Below are 21,350 nucleotides of genomic sequence, written 5' to 3'. Positions count from 1 at the left end.
AGCCCCTCCCACCAGGCGTTTGCCTCAGCGCACCTTGCCACTTGCCAGCGTGAGCTCTTCCTTGGCGAAGTCATCGACATCGATCACCCGGCGGCGCGCCGCTTCGGCTGCTTGCAGGCTTTGCCCCTGCTCGCCATCGAGAATGCCGGCAGCGATCGCCGCTGCGATGGCGTCCTGGCCCGGTGCCGGTTGCAGACTGCCGTGCTTGAGCGCCTGGTGCAGGCGCTTGCGTGCATCGTGGCTGGCCTGTACCAGGTTCAGCGCATGCTGGAGGGCGCCGACCGAATCCTGATCCGCTTGTGGGCGGTAGCAGCCTTCGAGCACCGATTCCAGTGCCGGGTCGCCAGCCTGGCGGCCGATGATCGCGGCCACTTCGGCGTCCAGCTCATCGCTCGGCCCCTGGTGGCGACGTCCCAGCGGGAACACCAGCACCTTGAGCAGGCAACCGAACAGGCGGTTGGGGAAGTTGCTCAGCAGGTCATCGAGTGCCTGCTCGGCGTGATAGAGGTTTTCCTCCATGGCCCAGCACAGCATTGGCCTGACGGATTCCTGGTAGTCCAGGTCGTGGTAGCGCTTGAGCGCCGCCGAGCCCAGGTAAAGGTGGCTGAGCACGTCACCCAGGCGCGCAGACAGGCGTTCGCGACGCTTCAGGTCACCGCCGAGCAGCATCATGCTGCTGTCGGCGCACAGGGCGAAGGCCGCGGCCAGGCGGTTGAGGGCGCGGTAGTAGGGCTGGCTGAGGTCGTCACCCGGCACGGTGCCCAGGCGGTTCAGGGTCAGGCCGAGAAGGAAGCTGCTGGCCGCATTGCTGACGGCAAAACCGATATGGCTCATCAGCAGCGAGTCGAACTCTACCTGCGCCTGGTCCTTGTCCTCACGGTCGGCCAGGGCCATTTCCCTGAGCACGTACGGATGGCAGCGGATGGCGCCCTGGCCGAAGATCATCAGGTTACGCGAGAGGATGTTGGCGCCCTCGACGGTGATGAAGATCGGCGCGCCCTGCCAGGAACGGGCCAGGTAGTTGTTCGGGCCCATGATGATGCCCTTGCCGCCGTGCACGTCCATGGCGTGGGTGATGCACTCGCGACCGCGTTCGGTCAGGTGGTACTTGAGCACCGCCGACAGCACCGAGGGCTTCTCGCCGAGGTCGACGGCATTGGCGGTGAGGATGCGCGCGCTGTCCATCAGCCATGCGTTGCCGCCGATGCGGGCCAGGGCTTCCTGGATGCCTTCGAAGGCCGCCAGCGGCACGTTGAACTGCTCACGCAGCTGGGCGTACTGGCCGGTGGCGAGGCTGGTGAACTTGGCCGCGCCGGTGCCCACGGCGGGCAGCGAGATGGAGCGACCGACCGACAGGCAGTTCATCAGCATCATCCAGCCCTTGCCGAGGTAATCCGGCCCGCCGATCAGGTAGTCGAGTGGAATGAACACGTCCTTGCCCGAGTTCGGCCCGTTCATGAAGGCAGCGCCCAGTGGCAGGTGGCGACGACCAATCTCCACGCCGGGTGTGTCGGTAGGGATCAGCGCCAGGCTGATGCCCAGGTCTTCCTTGTCGCCCAGCAGGTGATCCGGGTCGTAGGCCTTGAAGGCCACGCCGAGCAGGGTGGCCACCGGGCCGAGGGTGATGTAGCGCTTCTCCCAGTTCAGGCGCAGGCCGATCACTTCCTCGCCGTTGTGCTGGCCCTTGCAGATGACGCCGGTGTCCGGCATGGCGCCTGCGTCGGAGCCGGCCAGCGGGCCGGTGAGGGCGAAGCAGGGGATGTCCTCGCCGCGTGCCAGGCGTGGCAGGTAATGATTGCGCTGTTCTTCGGTGCCGTAGTGCAGCAGCAGCTCGGCCGGGCCGAGAGAATTGGGCACCATCACGGTGGAGGCGAGGTCGCCGCTGCGGGTGGCCAGCTTCATCGCCACCTGCGAGTGAGCGTAGGCAGAGAAGCCCTTGCCGCCGTATTCCTTGGGAATGATCAGGGCGAAGAAACCGTGTTGCTTGATGTGCTCCCAGGCTTTCTCCGGCAGGTCCATTTCCTGGCCGACCTGCCAGTCGCTGATCATCGCGCAGAGCTCTTCGGTGGGACCGTCGATGAAGGCCTGTTCCTCTTCGGTCAGCCTGGCCTTGGGGTAGGCCAGCAGCTTGTCCCAGTCCGGCTTGCCACTGAACAGTTCACCATCCCACCACACGGTGCCGGCTTCGATGGCGTCGCGTTCGGTGGCCGACATCGGCGGTAACACGCGCTGGAACCAGGCGAACATCGGGCCGGTGAACAACTGCCGGCGCAGATCACCGAGCAGGATGAAGGCAGCGACTGCGCCTGTGATGATCCATAGCAGCAGTTGCAGCCAGCCGGGTACCGGGCTGAACAGGGCCATGGCCACCAGGTAGGCCGCGGTGATGCCGAGGGCGGGGCGGGCGGCGGTACGACTATGGGCCAGGTAAATGACCCCGAACAGCAGCACCAGCAACCAGATGACGAGCATGTGCATTCCTCCATGATTCGAGCGGGCGACGCCCCGAGCATAGCCATAAATGGCGAGAGGGGCGGTGAGCTTGGCCGGATCGTCGTGAGCATCGCGCAATCGGCGGATTAGACTGAAGCGAACTTCAGGAGCCCCGTCATGCAGATCTATCTTCGCCCCGGCCGCTTCATTGACAGTGACCATCCATTGGTAGTCGAGTTCGCCGAACGTTGGCGTGGCGCCTCACGAGAACCGATCAGTCAGGCCGTGGCCCTGTATCTGGCGGTGCGTGACGAGATTCGTTACAACCCCTATGCCTTCGGTCTCGATGCGCAGACGCTGAAGGCCAGCCACGCGCTGACGGCCGGGGAGTCTTACTGCGTGCCCAAAGCCAATCTGCTCGCGGCATGCGCAAGGTATTGCGGCATTCCCGCGCGTATCGGCCTGGCCGATGTGCGTAATCACCTGTCGACTCCGCGCCTGCTGGAGTTGCTGCGCAGTGAGGTGTTCGCCATGCACGGCTACACCGAGCTTTACCTGCAGGGGCGCTGGGTCAAGGCCACGCCTGCGTTCAACGAGGCGCTTTGCCGCGTATTCGAGGTGGCCCCGCTGGAATTCGATGGCGTGCATGACAGCGTCTTTCATCCCTACAACGAGCGGGGCGAGCGTTATATGGAGTACCTGCAGGACCACGGCCAGTTCGAGGATCTGCCGGAGCAGCTGTTCTTCGCGCATCTGCGTGGCTGCTATCCGCATCTGTTCGAGGCAGGCGCCCTGCAGCTCAGCGGCGATATGCAGCGTGAGGCCGTTATCGACTAAGTCGATAATCAACATCGCCAGGATGGTCTTTTTTCTGCGCGTCAGGGTCGGTAGGGTGCATGCCAGCACAGAGTGGGCGAAACACGCGGTTGCAATCGAGCGTCTTCGCCCACATCTATAACGACTTCACTCTCGCGCGGGAAACCCCATCTTCATGAGCTCCGCCCTGACCATTCGCCAGTTGACCAAGACCTACGGAAACGGCTTCCAGGCCCTGCACGGCATCGATCTGGACGTCGCCGAAGGTGATTTCTTCGCTTTGCTCGGCCCCAACGGCGCCGGCAAATCCACCACAATCGGCATCCTCTCCACCCTGGTGAACAAGAGCAGCGGCACGGTCAGCGTGTTCGGCCATGACCTCGACCGCGAGCCTTATGCGCTCAAGCGCTGCCTGGGTGTGGTGCCGCAGGAATTCAACTTCAACCAGTTCGAGAAGGTGTTCGATATCGTCGTCACTCAGGCTGGCTACTACGGCATCCCGCGTTCGATCGCCAAGGAGCGCGCCGAGCAGTATCTGACTCAGCTCGGTCTGTGGGACAAGCGCGACGTCGCTTCGCGCGAGCTGTCCGGCGGCATGAAGCGCCGCCTGATGATCGCCCGCGCCCTGGTGCATCAGCCGCGCCTGCTGATTCTCGACGAGCCCACCGCCGGGGTGGATATCGAGCTGCGCCGGTCGATGTGGAGCTTCCTCACCGATCTGAATAGGCAAGGCATCACCATCATCCTCACCACCCACTACCTGGAGGAGGCCGAGCAGTTGTGCCGCAACATCGGCATCATCGACCACGGCCGCATCGTCGAGCTGAGCAGCATGAAGGACCTGCTTAAAAAACTGCATGTCGAGACCTTCCTGCTCGATCTGAAGGACTCCTACAGCGAGGCGCCGAACCTGATCGGCTATCCGGCGCGCCTGCTCGATCACCACACCCTGGAAGTGCAGGTGGAGAAGAGCCAGGGCCTCAATGCGCTGTTCCAGCAACTGGCGCAGCAGCAGGTGCAGGTGCTGAGCCTGCGCAACAAGACCAATCGCCTGGAGGAGCTGTTCGTCTCCCTGGTGGAAAAGAACCTGGCCAAGGTGGCGCAATGAATACCCAGTACCTCAACAGCGAGTTCGCTGCCAACCTGGTCGCCCTGCGCACCATCGTCCATCGCGAGGTGCGCCGCTTCGTGCGTATCTGGCCGCAGACCCTGCTGCCGCCGACGATCACCATGGTCCTTTACTTCGTCATCTTCGGTAACCTGATCGGCCGGCAGATTGGCGACATGGGCGGCTTCACCTACATGGAGTACATCGTGCCGGGGCTGATCATGATGTCGGTGATCACCAACAGCTACGGCAACGTGGTGTCGAGCTTCTTCGGCAGCAAGTTCCAGCGCAACGTCGAGGAGCTGCTGGTCTCGCCGGTATCGCCGCACACCATCCTCATCGGCTTCGTCGTCGGTGGGGTGCTGCGCGGGCTGGCGGTGGGCGTGATCGTCACCATCCTGTCGCTGTTCTTCACCCATCTGCAGGTGCATCACCTGGGCGTGACCGTGCTGGTGGTATTGCTGACGGCGACCATCTTCTCCCTCGGCGGCTTCGTCAACGCGGTCTACGCACGCAACTTCGACGACATTTCGATCGTCCCTACCTTCGTGCTGACGCCGCTGACCTACCTGGGCGGGGTGTTCTACTCCATTACCCTGCTGCCGCCGTTCTGGCAGACGGTGTCGATGGGCAACCCCATCCTGCATATGGTCAACGCCTTCCGCTACGGCATTCTCGGGGTGTCCGACATCCGCATCGGCGTGGCCATCGGCTTCATGCTGCTGGCGACCGCCGCGCTCTATACCCTGTGCATTCGCCTGCTGGTCAGCGGTCGCGGCATGCGCCAGTGACGTGCCGCGATGAGGGATTTCTTCGCCTGATCGCGTAGCCTGGATGTAATCTGGAGGCGCTTCGACAGCATCGCAGCTGAAGCCGCTCCTACAGGTTTCACGATTCCGTGGGAGCGGCTTCAGCCGCGATAAGATGTCGATGACCGTCAAAAGCCAACCGCCAGCCTCGCTCAATCGCGTAGCCCGGATGCAATCCGGGGCGCTTCGACAGCATCGCGGCTGAAGCCGCTCCTACAGGTTTCGCCATTCCGTGGGAGCGGCTTCAGCCGCGATAAGATGTCGATGATCCTCAAAAGCCAACCGCCAGCCTCGCTACCGCGTAGCCCGGATGTAATCCGGGGCGCTTCGACAGCATCGCGGCTGAAGCCGCTCCTACAGGTTTCACGATTCCGTGGGAGCGGCTTTAGCCGCGATTCTGTCGGGCACTGTCTACACCGCTGAACACCGATAAATCCTCTTGGCAACTGCCCACCCTGTGCCTACCCACGCCAACACATAGCGAAATAACTTGTAAGGCTGGCGCCGACGCAGCAGCCGGTTAGACTCCGCCTCTACCAAGAAGAAGGGGCTGATCATGACCGTGCTGTCGCGTGCGCTTGCAGGGCTGTTGCTGGGCTTTTTCGCATTGCCCGCAGGGGCGGCCGAGGGGCCGATGGTCGAGGTCGTGCCGGTGCGGCAGATGGAGGTGCGCGACGAGCTGATCACCTTCGGTTCGCTGCGTTCCGACGAGTCGGTGATGATTCGTCCTGAAGTGGAAGGGCGCCTGTCCTCCCTGCACTTTCGTGAAGGCCAGGCGGTGACCGCTGGCGACCTGTTGATCAGCCTCGACGACGCCATCGCTCGCGCCGAGTTCGCCCAGGCCCGGGCCAATCTCGATCTGGCCGAGAAGAATCACCAGCGGGCGCAGATGCTGTTCCAGCGTGGCGCCAGCAATGCCCAGGCGCTGGACGAGGCGCAAAGCCAGTTGCAGGCTGCACGTGCCAGCCAGGCCCTGGCTCAGGCGCGACTCGACAAGACCCAGATCAAGGCGCCCTACGACGGCACGCTCGGCCTGCGCCAGGCCAGTGTCGGCGACTACCTCAGCGCCGGACAGAACATTGTCAACCTGGAGGTGCTCGACCCGCTCAAGGTCGACTTCCGCATTCCGCAGAAGGCCGTAGCCCAGGTGCGTCTGGGCCAGACCGTGGAGATCACACTCGACACCTTTCCTGGCGAACGCTTTCGCGGCGAAATCTTCGCCATCAATCCGCGCCTGGACGAAGCCGGGCGCAGCCAGGCGATTCGCGCGCACATTGGCAACGATGATCGCCGCTTGCGTCCAGGCCAGTTCGTCCGCGTTTCGGTGATTCTCGAAGAGCGTCCCGATGCGCTGGTGATCCCTGAGGAGGCGGTGATGCCGCAGGGTGACAAGCTGCTGGTCAATCTGCTGGTCGATGGCAAGGTTGAGCGCCGCGAGATCACGTTGGGCAAGCGTTTCGATGGCCTGGTCGAGGTGCGCGAAGGTCTGCAGGGTGACGAGACGGTGATCAGCGCCGGCTGGCAGCGTGTGCGCGAGGGGCTTGTCGTGCGCAGCAAGAGCGGGGAGCGCCAGCCGTGACGCTCTCCGACGTCTGCATCCGCAGGCCGGTCTTCGCCACCGTCCTGTCGCTGATCGTGGTGCTGCTGGGCCTGATGGCCTATGACCGCCTCAACGTGCGCGAATATCCCAATATCGACGTGCCCATCGTCACGGTGCAGGTCACTTATCCCGGTGCCAGCCCGGAAATCATGGAGTCGCAGGTGGCGCAACCGGTGGAGGACGTACTGTCCGGCATCGAGGGGCTGGACTTCGTCACCTCCATCAGCCGTGCGGAAAACACCCAGATCACTGCGCAGTTCCGTCTCGGCCGCAGCGCCGACGAGGCGGCCAACGACGTACGTGATCGCCTGGGTCGCGTGCGTAACCTGTTGCCGGATGAAGTGGACGAGCCCATCGTGCAGAAGGTCGAGGCCGACGCCCAGCCGGTGGTGTGGATCGCTTTTCACAGCCAGCAGCACAGCGCCATGGAGATCACCGACCTGCTGGAGCGGGTGATCAAGGATCGCCTGCAGACCATTCCTGGCGTATCGGAAGTGCAGGTGCGCGGTGCACGTACCTTCTCCATGCGCATCTGGCTCGACCCGGAGAAGCTCGCCGCGCACAACCTCACCGTGCAGGACGTCGAAGATGCCCTGCGCCGACAGAACGTGGAGATTCCAGCAGGTCGCATCGAGTCGCGCGAGCGCGAATTCAGTGTGTTGTCGGAAACCGATCTGCGCACGCCGGAGCAGTTCAACGAGCTGATCCTCGATGATTCGCAAGGTTATCTGCTGCGTCTGTCCGACGTCGGCCGTGCCGAAGTGGGGCCGCGCGACGAGCGGTCGGTGGTGCGCTTCAACGGTCTGCCGGCGGTGACCCTCGGCCTGGTCAAGCAGGCGACAGCCAACCCGCTGGATATCTCCGACGGCCTCGCGGCGGCCTGGGACGAGGTCAAGGCGCTGCTGCCCGACGGCATGAAGATGACCGTGGCCAACGACAACTCGCAATTCATTCGCGAGTCCATCGACAACGTCTTCACCACCATCTGGGAAGCCGTGGCGCTGGTCATCCTGATCATCTTCATCTTCCTGCGCTCGCTGCGCGCCACGCTGATTCCGCTGGTGACCATTCCGGTATCGCTGATCGGCGCCTTCGCCCTGATGTCGCTGATGGGCTTCACAATCAATACCCTGACGTTGCTGGCCATGGTGCTGGCCATCGGTCTTGTGGTGGACGACGCCATCGTCATGCTGGAGAACATCCACCGCCATATCGAGGCGGGGATGAAACCGGTGCAGGCCGCCTTCAAGGGCAGCCGCGAAATCGCCTTCGCGGTGATCGCCATGACCCTGACCCTGGCCGCCGTATTCGCCCCGATCGGCTTCATGCAGGGCACGACTGGCAAATTGTTCACCGAGTTCGCCTGGACCCTGGCCGGCTCGGTGCTGGTGTCCGGCTTCGTTGCCCTGACGCTGACGCCGATGATGTGTGCGGTCATGCTCAAAGCGCATCAGCACGAGCAGCGTCACGGTCGCGTGTACAACCTGATCGAAGGCTTCCTCAACGGTCTTACCTACAGCTACAAGCACAGCTTGGACCGCGCCCTGCGCGCCCGGCCGCTGGTGCTGGGCGTGTTGCTGGCCGCCTTCGTGCTCTGCGCCTGGCTGTTCGGAGGCTTGCGTTCGGAGCTGGCGCCCACCGAGGACACCGGCACCATCTTCGGCGTGTTCAATGGCCCCGATGGCGCCACCATCGACTACACCGTACGCTATGCCCGCGAGGTGGAGTCTGCTTATGCCAGCATCCCCGAGACCAATCGCTATCTGGTGGTGGCCGGCTTCCCCACCGTGGCCCAGGGCATTTCCTTCATGAAGCTGGAAGATTGGGCCGATCGCACGCGCACCCAGTTCGAGATCCGCAATGAATTGCTGCCGAAGCTGCAGGATATCGCCGGCATGCGCGTCACCCCGGTCAACCGCCCGCCGCTGGGGCAAAGCGCGCGCAACCAGCCGATCAACTTCGTCATTCGTTCGTCCATGGAATATGCCGAGCTGCAGGGCTACGTCGACCAGTTGATGGAGCGCATGCGCGACTATCCGGGGCTGGAAGGGCTGGACAGCGACCTCAAGCTCAACTCGCCGCAGCTCAAGATCACCGTCAATCGCGAGCAGGCTGCCGCCGTTGGCACCGATGTGTCGGTGATCGGGCGCAGCCTGGAAAGCCTGTTCGGCAGCCGCCAAGTGACCCGTTTCAAGCAGAACGGCGAGCAGTACGACGTGTTGGTGCAACTGGAGGATATCGACCGCAGCAACCCGCAGGATCTGAATCGCGTCTACGTGCGTGACCGCGACGGCGGCATGGTGCAATTGTCGAACCTGATCGAAGTGCGCGAGACGGTTGCGCCGCGCGAACTCAACCACTTCAACCAGTTGCGCGCGGTGACCATCAGCGCCAATGTCGGCACCGGCTACACCCTGGGCGAGGCCTTGAATCATCTGGAGGTGGCTGCACGCGAGGTGTTCCCGCCGGAGACGCAGTACGACTACACCGGCACCTCGCGGGATTTCAAGGAGTCCAGCTCGGGCATCCTGCTGATCTTCGCCCTGGCCCTGGCCTTTATTTTCTTGGTGTTGGCGGCGCAGTTCGAGAGTTTCAGTGATCCGCTGATCATCCTCTTCAGCGTGCCCCTATCGATGGCCGGCGCCTTGCTGGCGCTGAAGCTGTTCGGCGGCACCTGGAACATCTATTCGCAGATCGGCCTGGTGACCCTGATCGGCCTGATCACCAAGCACGGCATCCTGATCGTCGAATTCGCCAATCATCTGCTGCGTGAGGGCAGGGCGCTGCGTGAGGCAGTGATCGAGGCCTCGGTGCAGCGCCTGCGGCCGATCCTGATGACCACCGGCGCGATGGTGCTGGGTTCGTTGCCCTTGGCCATTGCCACCGGCGCCGGTGCCGAAAGCCGCCAGCAGATCGGCCTGGTGATCGTTGGCGGGTTGCTGGTCGGCACCTTCTTCACGCTCTATGTGATTCCGACGCTGTACCTGCTACTGCGGCGTTGGGCACCGCTGCGCAAGATCGAGGAGGAGCCGGCAGCAGTCTGAATCCAGTAGGAGGCGCTTTAGCGGCGAGCTTCTGGGTTATCGCGGCTACGACTGCAGGGATGCAGGAGGTAGAGCGAAGCAGGATGCCCGAGCCGAAAGCCGCTCCTACGGTTCTCTGGCTGCCATTGTAGGAGCGAGCTCTGCTCGCGAAGCCTCCCGCTGTAAGGCGACCCGCGCGCAAAGCTCGCTTCGCCCGGAGCGTAGCCCGGATGCAATCCGGGAGACCTACATCGGATATTCCCTGAATGGCTTGAACCAGTATTCGCTGCGGTGCGCGCGGCGCACCCTGCTTTTGGGGGGCGCCTGGCGGTAGAGCGCGGCGTGCGCACCGAGCAAGCTCACAGATCACTACGCGTGCGGCGGGGCCGTCAACCCGCTAAACTCGCGCGGTTTTTCGCCACACTGGATTGCGCGCCATGCAGCACCCCGCCGAACATTCCCCGCTGGGCAAGTCCAGCCAGTACATCGCCGAGTACAGTCCCGAGCTGTTGTTCCCCATCTCGCGTACCACCAAATGGGCGGAGCTGGGCCTGGATGGCGCCAACCTGCCGTATCAGGGCGTTGACTATTGGAACTGCTACGAGCTGTCCTGGCTGCTGCCGTCCGGCAAGCCGGTTGTGGCCATCGGTGAGTTCGCCATTCCTGCCGACTCGCCGAACATCATCGAATCGAAGTCCTTCAAGCTTTACCTCAACTCGCTGAACCAGTCGGCTTTCGCCAGTTGGGACGAGTTGCAGGCCACCTTGGTTCGAGATCTGTCCGCTGTAGCCGGCAAGCCGGTGGCGGTGCGTCTGCGTTCGCTGTGCGAGGTGTCGGCAGAGGGCGTGGCGACGCTGCCGGGGCAGTGCATCGATGAGCTGGAAGTCAGCGTCAGCCAGTACGATCACCCGCAACCCGAACTGCTGCGCTGCGATGCTGGTCGGGTTGTGGAAGAGAGCCTGCACAGCCATCTGCTCAAGTCCAACTGCCCGGTTACCGGCCAGCCGGACTGGGGCAGCCTGGTGGTCGAGTACCGCGGTGCCGCGCTGGACCACGCCAGCCTGCTGGCCTACCTAGTGAGCTTCCGCCAGCACGCGGATTTTCACGAGCAGTGCGTCGAGCGCATCTTCCTTGATCTGCAGCGACTGCTGCAGCCGCAGACACTCACCGTCTATGCGCGCTATGTGCGCCGCGGCGGGTTGGATATCAACCCCTACCGCAGCACCGAGGCGATCACCCCGGACAATGCTCGCCTGGCGCGGCAGTGATCCAAGAAAAATGCCGCAATCAGGCTAATGCTGTTCACTTAAGGTCGCACACGTTTTGCTCCCCTCTCCCATTTATGGGAGAGGGGCTGGGGGAGAGGGCCGAAAACACCGCGAAACCGCCGGGTTCCCCCTCTCCCTAACCCGAGGGGACTGATCGTGTTTGACCGTTTCTTAAGTGAACAGCATTGCGCCGTTAGGCGGCATTTTGTTTGCGTTCTCGGAAGCTATCCGCCGGGCGTTCAGATACCCATATTGGCCAGGCTCTGCATGATATTGCGCAAAGTGCCGGCGAGGGTGGGATGACTGGCTTCGAAACGTTCCACAGCCAGATTGACGCCATCGACCAGCGTGGCGTCGGGCGCCGCCGCGGCTTCGCGCGCCAGTTGTACTTCGATTTCCTGCGTCAGCAGGTAAAGCGATGCTCGCTCTTCCTCGCTGAGCGGCGTGTCCTGGGCCAGGTGCTGCTGGAGGGCTTCCAATTGCTGCTGCAGGTCGTTTGCTGGCATAGAGTTCTCTCCTTGTCGAATCGGCATAGACATTGACTCCCAGTGTCGCTGGAAGTTTTCAGCCGTATCTGAAGGTTAATCCAAGCCCGCCGGCTTTGCCTGATCCCGGTCAAGCGCTCAGGGCTTTTCGCCCTTGTTGCGGCGCATGCCGATGTCGTCGAGGCTGGCCTGGATTTCGCCCAGGTGATCGACCACCGAGTGCACACCCAGACGATAGAGTTGCAGCGTGGCCTCGGCGCGCAGGCGTTCCTGCTCGTTTGCACCGAGCGCTTGCCAGTCGGCCGGGGCGTAGCCGCAAAGCGGCCCGCAGGCAGCTAAGCCGATGGTCCAGCAACCGGCATTGAGGCCTGCCTGCAGCAGCAGAGGATTGCCGCTGACGACGATGCTGCCATCCAGGCGCTCGACGCCCAATTGGCTCAGCGCCTGCCAGCAGCTGTCTGGCGCTGGCCAGGGCCTGGCCTGGTGGCTGATCACCGCCTCGATGGGCGCCGGCAGTGCCTGGGCCAGGCGCAGGCTGGCATCGGCTGGTAGGTCGTCGAGCCAGGCGCACGGCGTGCCGTAGCCATGCAGGATTTGCAGCAACTGTGCGGCGCCTGGTGTCAGTTCGGCATGCGCGCCTGCGACTTCGCCAAGGATCTGCTCCAGCGCCTGCAGTTGCCCGGCAGTTGCCGGTTTGCCCAGGCAGGCTTCCAGTGCCTGTTGAGGTGTGCCCGAGACGGGCTCGCCGGCGTGTTCGGGGTGCAGCCGCTGCAGTGCGACAGGCAACGTGCGGGCGCCGAAGTCGACCAGGCAGCCGGACAGTTGAAAGATCAGGGCAGTGCAGGAAAAGGGCATGGGATCATCCGTGGCAATGGCCTAGGCCAATCTAGCGTCTGCGGATGACCGAAAGATGACTGTCAGATGACGCCGAACGGGGCGCGCACATGCTCGGGTAGCGCCACCGACTTGCCGCTGTCGTGATCGACCCATACCAGCTTGCAGTAACCCTCGCCGTAGCTCGTCAGCGGATCCTCGACGGTGCTCAGGCGATGCTCGATAACCAGGCTGCTGCGGCCTACCACACCTGCCCTCAATTGCACCACCACGGTGGCGGGGTACACCACGGGTTTGAGGTAGGTGTGCTGGGTCTGCAGCACCACCGGACCGAATGGCACATTGCTCATCGCCACGCCGACCAGCTCGAACCAGGCGACGCGGGCCTCTTCCAGATACTGCATGTAGATGATGTTGTTGACGTGCCCATAGCTGTCCATGTCGCCCCAGCGTACGGGGATGTGTGCGGTGTGCAGCAAGGTTTCATTGGTCATCGCTTTTCTTCGCTATGCTGCCCAATACAGGCTTCAGGCTTTATACTACGCGGCCTTCGGGCCGCTGGCGGTGGCCACCTTATTTCCCTCAAGGAGAGATTTCAATGCATGTGATCGCTGCTCGCTGGATCGCGCGCCTGGGTGGCCTGATGGCCCTGGTTGGCCTGAGCCTGCTGCCTGCGATGGGCCAGGCCGCTTCGGAGGACGACCCCTGGGAAAGTTTCAACCGGCCCATCTTCCGCTTCAACGATACTCTCGATACCTATGCGCTGAAGCCTGTGGCGCAGGGCTACCGCGCCGTCACGCCGCAGTTTCTCGAAGACGGCGTACACAACGTCTTCGGCAATATCGGCGACGTCGGCAACCTGGCCAACAATCTCCTGCAGGGCAAGCTGCATAACGCCGGTGTCGATACCGGTCGCCTGATCTTCAACACCACGTTCGGTGTTCTTGGCTTCTTCGATGTGGCCAAGCACATGGGCCTGCAGAAGAACAACGAAGATTTCGGTCAGACCCTCGGCGTCTGGGGCCTGGACAGCGGCCCGTACCTGGTGATCCCGTTCCTCGGCCCGAGCACCGTGCGCGATGCTGCCGGGCGTGTACCGGACAGCTTGCTGACCCCGTATCCGTACATGGATCACGTGCCGACCCGTAACGTCACCCGTGGCGTCCAGGTCATCGACACCCGGGCCAATTTGCTGCAGGCCGAGCGCCTGATCAGCGGCGACAAGTACATCTTCATCCGCAACGCCTACCTGCAGAGCCGCGAGTACAAGATCAAGGATGGGCAGGTCGAAGACGATTTCTAAGCATCTGATGAGCTCATCGCTGCGTAAGCAGCACTCCGTAGATACGAAAAAGGCGGCCCTCGAGGCCGCCTTTTTCGTAAATGCAGATTTCAGCTCATGGAGATGATCGCCAGGCCCAGCGCCTGCCGACCGTCGCCCAAATCGCTTACCCGGACCACCTCGGCCTGGGCATCGAGACCGGCCAACTCGCTATGCTCGGAGGGAATGTGAACCTTGACCTTGTCACCCATGCTCAAGGTCACTTCGGCCTCGATTTGCATACCGGTACTGGAGAGATCCAGGCACAGTGCAGGAAATTCCCGGCCAGCGTGATGGAGGACGACTGCTGCTTCCAGTCGCATGCGGATGTAGTCGCGCTTCTCGCTGTACGCTCGATCATTCTGACTCATGGATCCTGCCTCTTCTTATGAACTCTCCCGCGGCCCTTATAACTCTCGTCGATTTGACCTGTAAAGCCGCCGAACGACGACCGGTCCCGGCTTGAATCGGCCGGCAGATGGGAGTACCGTCTGCCCCTTGAAATCGCCCCTGACGCCATTGATGCGGCGCCGCGCTACGGGCAGTGACCAAAATTGCCCTGGCGCAGTTTGCCTGGATACCCCATGCACAAAACCAGTGCCACTTTGCTGATCATCGACGACGACGATGTCGTGCGTGCAAGCCTCGCGGCCTACCTCGAGGACAGCGGCTTCAAGGTGCTGCAGGCCAACAACGGTTTGCAGGGGCTGGAGATGTTCCAACAGGAAGGCCCCGACCTGATGATCTGCGACCTGCGCATGCCGCAGGTCGACGGTCTTGAACTGATCCGGCGTATCAATGCGCTCGGCGTTGAAGTCCCGGTGATCGTGGTTTCCGGGGCCGGCGTGATGAACGACGCCGTCGAAGCCCTGCGTCTCGGCGCTGCCGACTACCTGATCAAACCCCTCGAAGATCTCGCCGTGCTGGAGCATTCGGTGCGCCGCGCGCTGGATCGCGCACGGCTGCGCGTCGAGAACCAGCGTTACCGCGAAAAACTCGAAGCGGCCAATCGTGAGCTTCAGGCCAGCCTGCATCTGCTGCAGGAAGACCAGAACGCTGGCCGCCAGGTGCAGATGAACATGCTGCCGGTGACGCCGTGGCAGGCTGAAGGCCTGAATTTCGCGCACCAGATCATTCCGTCGCTGTACCTGTCTGGCGACTTCGTCGATTACTTCCGTATCGATGAGCGGCGCATCGCCTTCTACCTGGCCGATGTTTCCGGTCACGGCGCCTCCTCGGCATTCGTCACCGTGCTGCTCAAGTTCATGACCACGCGCCTGCTTTATGAGTGGCGTCGCGGCGGCACGCTGCCTGAATTCAAGCCTTCCGATGTTCTCGGTCACATCAACCGCGGCCTGATCAACTGCAAGCTGGGCAAGCATGTGACCATGCTCGGCGGGGTGATCGACGAGCAGAGCGGCATGCTCACCTACAGTATCGGCGGGCACCTTCCGCTACCGGTGCTGTTCGAGAATGGCCAGGCGCGTTACCTGGAGGGCCGCGGCCTGCCGGTTGGCCTGTTCGCCGAAGCCGAATACGGCGATCTGGTGATGGAGCTGCCTGAGTCGTTCAGCCTGACCCTGCTTTCGGACGGCATTCTCGATCTGTTACCGGGTGATACCTTGAAAGAGAAGGAATTGGCGTTGCCACAATTGGTTAGCCAGGCTGGCGGTACGCTAAGCGGTTTGCGTCAAGTTCTCGGTCTGGCCAATCTGGGCGAGATGCCGGATGATATCGCCTTGCTGGTGTTGAGCAGGAACCTTGCATGAACCCTGGGATAAGCCCCGGTCGCATCCAATTTGCCGAGCAGGATGGAACATTCGTCCTGAAGTTCGTCGGTGAAGTCCGTCTGACCCTGTGTTCAGCACTGGATGCCACGATTGAAAAGATTTTTACCGCGTTGAATTTTTCGGCCATCGTCATCGACCTGACCGAAACGCGCAGTATCGACAGTACTACGCTTGGTTTACTGGCGAAATTGTCCATTTTGTCGCGGCAGAAGGTTGGTCTGTTGCCGACCGTTGTCACCACTCACGACGACATTACCCGCCTGCTGGAGTCCATGGGCTTCGATCAGGTGTTCAATATCGTCGATCGGCCGATTCCATGCCCGGAATGCCTGGACGACCTGCCGTCGCAGGATCAGTCCGAAGAAGTGGTCAAGGCCAAGGTGCTGGAAGCGCACCGCATTTTGATGGGACTCAACGACTCCAACCGTGAGGCGTTTCACGACCTGGTCAGTGCGCTCGAACGGCACTGAGTTCTCGATCAGGCTTTGTAGAATTGAAAGGGGGCGTCAGCTTGGCTGACGCCCCTTTTCGTTCAGGCCTTGGCGGCCAGCAGTGCTTCGAGCTTTTCCTGATCGCGGGCGAACAGGCGGATGCCCTCGGCCAGTTTCTCGGTGGCCATGGCGTCTTCGTTCAAGGCCCAGCGGAAGGTGCCTTCGTTGAGGCTTTGGCGAGGCTCACCGGCGGCGCCGGGCTGCAACTGCCGATTCAGCTGGCCGTCGTCTTCGGCCAGTTTCTGCAGCAGTTCGGGGCTGATGGTCAGGCGGTCGCAGCCGGCCAGCGCCTCGATCTGGCCGAGGTTGCGGAAGCTCGCCCCCATCACCACGGTGTCGTAGCCGTTGGCCTTGTAATAGTCATAGATGCGCGAGACCGACTGCACGCCCGGATCTTCGCTGCCCGCGAAGTCACGGCCCTCGGCCTTCTTGTACCAGTCGTAGATGCGGCCAACAAAAGGCGAGATGAGGAACACGCCGGCATCGGCGCAGGCCTGCGCCTGGGCGAAGGCGAACAGCAGGGTGAGGTTGGTCTGCACGCCGGCTTTTTCCAGTTGCTCGGCGGCGCGGATGCCTTCCCAGGTAGCGGCGATCTTGATCAGTACGCGGTCGCGGCCGATGCCGGCTCGCTCATAAAGGCCGATCAGGCGTTCGGCACGGAGCAAGGTGGCATCGGTGTCGAACGAAAGGCGAGCATCGACTTCGGTGGAGATGCGCCCGGGAATGACCTTGAGAATCTCCTGGCCGACGGCTACCCCGAAATGATCGCAGGCCAGGCCCTGATCTCCCTTGCCAGCATCGATCGCCTGGCGCAGCAGGTCGGCGTAGCGGGGCAGGGCGGCGGCCTTGAGCAGCAGCGAGGGGTTGGTAGTGGCATCCACCGGTTGCAGGCGGGCGATGGCGTCGAGGTCGCCGGTGTCGGCAACCACGGTGGTGAACTGCTTGAGTTGTTCCAGCTTGGAGGTCATGACGAGGCCTTGTCGTTGCAGGTGGCATGACCTTACCCGAGGTGCCGAAGGCGCTCAACGGTCGGGTCACTGACAAAATTTACCTTTTCAGAGCTGAGGTTTTTGTCGGCTCGTTCGTCTTTATCTATGACGGCGCATCGAAATGCGCCGGAGTCGGTGGAGTCCGACTTTAGACGAGCCGTCAAGGAGCCCGAATATGTCGACCCAAAGCCTGCCTTCTCGTTCAGTTTCTGCAGGGCCGGATGCACGTCAGTGCCGTGAGTGGTTGCAGGCCGTCGGGCTGCGTTTCAGCATGCCGCGGCTCAAGGTGGTGGAGGCGCTGTGCAGCGCCAATGACGAGCAGGGCGTATCGGCGCGTGAACTGCACCGACAACTGAGCGAGGCCGGCGAGCCGCTGTCGCTGGTCAGCGTGCGCCAGGTGCTGCGCCGCATGGAAGAAAACGGCCTGGTGCAGGCCACCGGGCGCAGTCGCTATCGCCTGAGCGCGCGGGCTTAATGCCCGCGTAGCAGTTCGGCCGCCTGGTCGAGCAGCCCTAGCGGATCTTTCACCTTGTGAATGTCTACCGACAGCAACTGGCGGAAGCGTCGCGCACCTGGGAAGCCCTGAGCCAGGCCGAGTACGTGACGGCTGACGTGATGCAGCGTGCCGCCCTCGCGCAGGTGCTGCTCGACGTAGGGTTTCAGCGCGAGCAGGGCATCCATGCGGCTAATGCCGGCGTCTGCGGTGCCGAACAGGCGGCTATCCACCTGCGCCAGTAGATAGGGATTGTGATAAGCCTCGCGGCCGAGCATCACGCCATCGAAGGTCTGCAGGTGTTGCTCGCATTCCTCCAGGGTCTTGATGCCACCGTTGAGAATGATCTCCAGATCCGGGAAATCCTGCTTGAGCTGCGCGGCCACGTCGTAGCGTAGCGGCGGAATCTCGCGGTTCTCCTTCGGCGACAGGCCTTCGAGGATGGCGATGCGAGCATGCACGGTAAAGCTGCGGCAACCGGCGTCGCGCACCTGACCGACGAAATCACAAAGCTCGGCATAGCTGTCACGGCCGTTGATGCCGATGCGGTGCTTGACCGTCACGGGGATGCTCACGGCGTCCTGCATGGCCTTCACGCAGTCGGCCACCAGCGCCGGGTGACACATGAGGCAGGCGCCGATCATGTTGTTCTGCACCCGGTCGCTGGGGCAGCCGACGTTCAGGTTCACCTCGTCATAGCCGTGTGCTTCGGCCATCTTCGCGCAGGTGGCCAGATCCTGCGGGTTGCTGCCGCCCAGCTGCAACGCGATTGGATGCTCGCATTCGCTGTAACGCAGGAAGCGCTCGCGATCACCGTGGATCAGCGCACCGGTGGTGACCATCTCGGTGTAGAGCAGGGCGTGGCGCGACAGTTGACGGAGAAAGTACCGGCAGTGACGGTCAGTCCAGTCCATCATTGGCGCCACGGAGAAGCGGCGGGACAGGGCAGGGCGCGTGGCGGGGTTCAGGTTCGATTCTTGAGGCATCTTCGACTAAGTGCTGTTGAAAGCTGGAATTCGCGCGTGCGCCTGGTGCGACGAGGCGGGTGGGCTGTACGAGTGAGCGAATGGGCAATAATTCTATCAAGAAAGATCTCGTGCCGTTCATTGTGGCGAAGGAGCTACCAATCGACATGGGTAAGATAGGAATAGAAATTTTTTTCATCTGCACCTGCAGGTTTTTCCCATCTCATTCGTCATACAGTTATAAATACGCGTTTCCCTTCATGAAACCTGCCATCAACAGCATGGCTTCACTCTTGGTTTACCGATGTCAAAGAAGTCCCGTTCCAGAATCTGGTTTCTTGTCCATAGCTGGCTGGCGTTGCCGGTCTGGTTTTTCCTGCTGATCATTTGCGTCACTGGCACCCTGGCCACGGTCAGTCAGGAGATCGTCTGGCTGGCCAACCCGGATGTACGCGCCAGTAAGCCTGCGGATGATGCCGAACGTCTGAGCTACGGCCAGGTGCTGCAGGCCATCAGCCGTGCCGAGCCGCAACTTTTCGTGCAGTCGATCAGTCGCCCGCAGGAGGATCACTTTGCCCTCACTGCGCGGGTCAGCTATCCGGATGGCACGTCACCTACGCTCTACGTCAATCCCTATACGGGAGCTATCCAGGGCATCAGCCCGCAGTTCGACTTCCGCCAGTTCACCCGTGCCCTGCATGGCTGGTGGCTGGTGCCCTTTACCAATGGTTTTAGTTGGGGCTGGTATCTGGTGTCGCTGATGGGCCTGCCGATGCTGGCGTCCCTGGTGACCGGGCTGGTGGTCTACAAGAAATTCTGGAAGGGTTTCTTCAAGCCAACGCTGCGTTTCAACCAGGGCGCACGCATCTTCTGGGGGGATTTTCATCGCCTGTCCGGCATCTGGTCGATCTGGTTCATCGCCGTCATCTCCATCACCGGCGTATGGTTTCTGATTCAGGCGCTGTTGTTCGATAACCACATTTCCATTTCCACCGAAGGCATACCGCCGGTGGTTGCGCGTGAAGAAGTGCCAGTGGTCGAGCCTGGCGGCAGCGTGTCGCGCATCGATATCGATCGTGCCGTCGATACTGCTGCACAGCGCATTCCCGGCCTGGAGGCGAGTTTCGTCAGCCTGCCGGGCAACGCCTACAGCCATATCTTCGTCGGTGGCCGTGGCTGGTATCCATTGATGTTCCAGTCGGCTGCGGTCAATCCCTACACCGGCAACGTCGACCAGACCCGCCTGCTGTCGGACCGTTCAGCCCTGGAGTTCGTCACCGAGTCGATGCGTCCTTTGCACACCGGTGATTTCGGCGGTCTCTGGCTCAAGCTGGTGTGGTTCGTGTTCGGGCTGTTGCTGAGCATGATGGTGCTCAGCGGCCTGTTGATCTGGAGCAAGCGTACCGTCCAGGCTACCGCCGCGCTGGCCAAGCGCAAACCGCGCGCCGAACGTCAGCGCACGGCGCCCATTGTTATCGGCGAAGCCTCGGAGGGCCAGTCATGAGCAAGGCTGCAGCAATGCCATCCACCCCCCTGGGTCACCTGTGGCACAAGTGGCGTTTCCACGTGAATATCCTGCTGGTGATCATCCCGCTGGCGTTCATGCCCAAGTATTTCAAAGACGTTTCCCTGTTCCGAGGCGAGAGTGGCCTGGGCGAGCGTGAGATCGGCGAGGTGCAGGTCGGCCCGTGGAGCCTGCGCCTGGCCGAACTGCGCGAAGAAGGTCCGAGGCTCGAAGGGCCGGCTGGTTACATGAAGAGTTTCAATGCCGCGTTGTGCGCGACGTGCATCGATCAGGTCAAGGCCACCTACCTGCGTATCGGCAAGCCCCGCAGCCTGCGTGCAGCCGGCGCGATCTTCTTCGGCAGCCCGTATCGTATGGGCGCCAGCCTACCCATCCCGCCGCGGACCAGGGCCGATGCCGAACTGTGGATCACCATGGAAGGCTGGGACGGTTCCCTGCATCAGGCATCCATACCGCTGGCGCAGGCATCGCCTGCCACTCAGGCCTGGCTGAATCAACGAGGAGGCAAACCATGAAAAATCTCTACCGTTCGCTGCTGCTGGCAACGACCAGCGTGTTCTGCTCGTTGGCCCTGGCGCACAACCCGGTCTGCCAGTGCGAACCGCAGGGTGATGAGGAGATCGTCTGCGTTGGCGGTTTCTCCGACGGCAGTGGTGCCCCAGGCGTGACGCTGGACGTGATCAGCTACGACGAGGAAATTCTCGTTGCCGGCAAGCTCGACGGCGACTCCAGCCTGAGCTTCAAGCGCCCCGAGGGTGAATTCTATGTCCTGTTCGACGCCGGTCCCGGCCATGTGGTGGAGATCGACCATATGGACATCGAGGCGCCATGAGTGTCCAGGTGATACGCCCCGCCGGCGCAGGGCATGAAACGCTGCATGTGTGCCTGCTGGCGCTGGCCATCGTGCTGTTGGCCGGGTTGATCGTCATGTCGCGGGCGCAGCCGCAGCAAAGCGTCGCCGTGACCTCCGACCAGTTCGATGCGCGGCGTGACCTGCGCGCCGCCGAGCAGGGGATTCACACCGACCTGCTGGTCGCCCTCGACGAGATCCGCCTGTATCAGGAGGATGAGCAGCACCTGCCCACGCCAGAGCAACTGGCCGAGGAGGGATTCCCTCCGTTCATCAGCGATGCCAGCGCCGTCAACCGCGGCGCCCACGCCTGGCAACTGCTGCATAGCGATACCCACGCCGCCTATTTCGGTCGCAGCAACGCCGAGGACACGGCGGGTTCGTTCCTGCTGCGCCTCGACGGCGAGGATGCCAGCGTCTGGCTCAATCGCTCGCCTCTGGACGACGCCCCGCATGATCTGCATGAACAGGCGCTGAGCGCTGCTGGCTGGCGCCAGGTGTTCAGCGAATTCGACGCCGGCGTTACCCGCCAACACCGCCACTGATTTCC

At 62.5% G+C, this 21,350-nt stretch carries 20 protein-coding genes and 1 pseudogene; 14 read left to right on the top strand and 7 right to left on the bottom strand.

The window, feature by feature from the left end; genetic code table 11:
• Window positions 1-24: 24 nt before the first annotated feature.
• Window positions 25-2,472: an acyl-CoA dehydrogenase gene (locus B3P22_RS06840; protein WP_296270455.1), complete on the bottom strand. Its 2,448-nt coding sequence runs from the start codon at window positions 2,470-2,472 to the stop codon at window positions 25-27.
• 138 nt (window positions 2,473-2,610) lie between these two features.
• Between B3P22_RS06840 and B3P22_RS06835 the strand changes: the two genes are divergently transcribed.
• The 6 genes from B3P22_RS06835 to queF all read left to right on the top strand — a co-directional run bounded on the left by B3P22_RS06835 (window position 2,611) and on the right by queF (window position 11,057).
• On the top strand, window positions 2,611-3,270 hold the full coding sequence (locus tag B3P22_RS06835; RefSeq protein WP_296270454.1) for a transglutaminase-like domain-containing protein: 660 nt from the start codon (window positions 2,611-2,613) through the stop codon (window positions 3,268-3,270).
• 154 nt (window positions 3,271-3,424) lie between these two features.
• The gene (locus tag B3P22_RS06830) at window positions 3,425-4,357 is read left to right on the top strand and encodes an ABC transporter ATP-binding protein (protein ID WP_296270453.1); all 933 of its coding nucleotides are present in this window, start codon (window positions 3,425-3,427) and stop codon (window positions 4,355-4,357) included.
• Entirely contained in the window at window positions 4,354-5,148 is a 795-nt protein-coding gene (locus tag B3P22_RS06825) for an ABC transporter permease (RefSeq protein WP_296270452.1), read from the top strand. The genes B3P22_RS06830 and B3P22_RS06825 overlap by 4 nt, the downstream gene beginning before the upstream one ends.
• A gap of 574 nt (window positions 5,149-5,722) precedes the next feature.
• Window positions 5,723-6,745: an efflux RND transporter periplasmic adaptor subunit gene (locus tag B3P22_RS06820; RefSeq protein ID WP_296270451.1), complete on the top strand. Its 1,023-nt coding sequence runs from the start codon at window positions 5,723-5,725 to the stop codon at window positions 6,743-6,745.
• On the top strand, window positions 6,742-9,810 hold the full coding sequence (locus B3P22_RS06815) for an efflux RND transporter permease subunit (RefSeq protein ID WP_296270450.1): 3,069 nt from the start codon (window positions 6,742-6,744) through the stop codon (window positions 9,808-9,810). Before B3P22_RS06820 ends, B3P22_RS06815 begins: the two co-directional genes overlap by 4 nt.
• A 416-nt stretch (window positions 9,811-10,226) precedes the next feature.
• On the top strand, window positions 10,227-11,057 hold the full coding sequence (gene queF, locus B3P22_RS06810) for an NADPH-dependent 7-cyano-7-deazaguanine reductase QueF (protein WP_296270449.1): 831 nt from the start codon (window positions 10,227-10,229) through the stop codon (window positions 11,055-11,057).
• A gap of 239 nt (window positions 11,058-11,296) precedes the next feature.
• On the opposite strand, the gene B3P22_RS06805 is transcribed toward queF, so the two are convergent.
• The 3 genes from B3P22_RS06805 to B3P22_RS06795 all read right to left on the bottom strand — a co-directional run bounded on the left by B3P22_RS06805 (window position 11,297) and on the right by B3P22_RS06795 (window position 12,870).
• The gene (locus B3P22_RS06805; RefSeq protein WP_161867802.1) at window positions 11,297-11,563 is read right to left on the bottom strand and encodes a DUF4404 family protein; all 267 of its coding nucleotides are present in this window, start codon (window positions 11,561-11,563) and stop codon (window positions 11,297-11,299) included.
• Between the two features lie 117 nt (window positions 11,564-11,680).
• Window positions 11,681-12,397 (bottom strand): HAD family phosphatase, encoded by a 717-nt coding sequence (locus tag B3P22_RS06800; RefSeq protein ID WP_296270448.1) that lies wholly within the window; start codon window positions 12,395-12,397, stop codon window positions 11,681-11,683.
• A 62-nt stretch (window positions 12,398-12,459) separates the two neighbouring features.
• The gene (locus B3P22_RS06795) at window positions 12,460-12,870 is read right to left on the bottom strand and encodes an acyl-CoA thioesterase (protein WP_296270447.1); all 411 of its coding nucleotides are present in this window, start codon (window positions 12,868-12,870) and stop codon (window positions 12,460-12,462) included.
• A 104-nt stretch (window positions 12,871-12,974) separates the two neighbouring features.
• Between B3P22_RS06795 and B3P22_RS06790 the strand changes: the two genes are divergently transcribed.
• Window positions 12,975-13,679: an MlaA family lipoprotein gene (locus B3P22_RS06790; protein WP_296270446.1), complete on the top strand. Its 705-nt coding sequence runs from the start codon at window positions 12,975-12,977 to the stop codon at window positions 13,677-13,679.
• An 89-nt stretch (window positions 13,680-13,768) separates the two neighbouring features.
• Here the strand turns inward: B3P22_RS06790 and B3P22_RS06785 are convergent, their stop codons facing one another.
• Window positions 13,769-14,068: a PilZ domain-containing protein gene (locus B3P22_RS06785; RefSeq protein WP_296270445.1), complete on the bottom strand. Its 300-nt coding sequence runs from the start codon at window positions 14,066-14,068 to the stop codon at window positions 13,769-13,771.
• 213 nt (window positions 14,069-14,281) lie between these two features.
• Here B3P22_RS06785 and rssB point away from each other — a divergent pair, with 213 nt between their 5' ends.
• Both rssB and rssC read left to right on the top strand, forming a co-directional pair.
• On the top strand, window positions 14,282-15,466 hold the full coding sequence (gene rssB, locus B3P22_RS06780; protein ID WP_197856554.1) for a two-component system response regulator RssB: 1,185 nt from the start codon (window positions 14,282-14,284) through the stop codon (window positions 15,464-15,466).
• A gap of 8 nt (window positions 15,467-15,474) precedes the next feature.
• A complete protein-coding gene (rssC, locus tag B3P22_RS06775; RefSeq protein ID WP_024308595.1) occupies window positions 15,475-15,957 on the top strand; it encodes an anti-sigma factor antagonist RssC in 483 nt (160 codons plus the stop codon).
• A gap of 62 nt (window positions 15,958-16,019) precedes the next feature.
• Here the strand turns inward: rssC and tal are convergent, their stop codons facing one another.
• Window positions 16,020-16,946, bottom strand: a complete 927-nt coding sequence (gene tal / locus B3P22_RS06770) for a transaldolase (protein ID WP_197856553.1) — start codon at window positions 16,944-16,946, stop codon at window positions 16,020-16,022.
• A 196-nt stretch (window positions 16,947-17,142) separates the two neighbouring features.
• On the opposite strand from tal, the gene B3P22_RS06765 reads away from it, so the two are divergent.
• Window positions 17,143-17,442, top strand: coding sequence for a transcriptional repressor (locus tag B3P22_RS06765; RefSeq protein ID WP_197856552.1), 300 nt, complete (start codon window positions 17,143-17,145; stop codon window positions 17,440-17,442).
• Here the strand turns inward: B3P22_RS06765 and dusA are convergent.
• A pseudogene (gene dusA, locus B3P22_RS06760) lies at window positions 17,439-18,435 on the bottom strand (tRNA dihydrouridine(20/20a) synthase DusA). The gene B3P22_RS06765 and the pseudogene dusA overlap by 4 nt on opposite strands.
• 294 nt (window positions 18,436-18,729) lie before the next feature.
• On the opposite strand from dusA, the gene B3P22_RS06755 reads away from it, so the two are divergent.
• From B3P22_RS06755 to B3P22_RS06740, 4 genes are read left to right on the top strand one after another with little or no spacing between them, the layout of a single operon-like run.
• The gene (locus B3P22_RS06755; protein ID WP_197859343.1) at window positions 18,730-19,929 is read left to right on the top strand and encodes a PepSY-associated TM helix domain-containing protein; all 1,200 of its coding nucleotides are present in this window, start codon (window positions 18,730-18,732) and stop codon (window positions 19,927-19,929) included.
• On the top strand, window positions 19,926-20,465 hold the full coding sequence (locus tag B3P22_RS06750; protein ID WP_296270444.1) for a thiamine pyrophosphate-binding protein: 540 nt from the start codon (window positions 19,926-19,928) through the stop codon (window positions 20,463-20,465). Before B3P22_RS06755 ends, B3P22_RS06750 begins: the two co-directional genes overlap by 4 nt.
• Complete coding sequence (locus tag B3P22_RS06745; RefSeq protein ID WP_197859345.1) at window positions 20,462-20,782, top strand: hypothetical protein; 321 nt, start codon at window positions 20,462-20,464, stop codon at window positions 20,780-20,782. The genes B3P22_RS06750 and B3P22_RS06745 overlap by 4 nt, the downstream gene beginning before the upstream one ends.
• On the top strand, window positions 20,779-21,345 hold the full coding sequence (locus B3P22_RS06740; RefSeq protein WP_296270443.1) for a DUF6162 family protein: 567 nt from the start codon (window positions 20,779-20,781) through the stop codon (window positions 21,343-21,345). Before B3P22_RS06745 ends, B3P22_RS06740 begins: the two co-directional genes overlap by 4 nt.
• Window positions 21,346-21,350: the final 5 nt, after the last annotated feature.

The sequence above is a fragment of the Pseudomonas sp. UBA6323 genome, from assembly GCF_002439135.1.
In the GTDB taxonomy this organism is placed as follows: Bacteria; Pseudomonadota; Gammaproteobacteria; order Pseudomonadales; family Pseudomonadaceae; genus Aquipseudomonas.
Note: the sequence above shows the minus strand (reverse complement) of the source record. Positions and strands in the feature narration are given on the sequence as shown.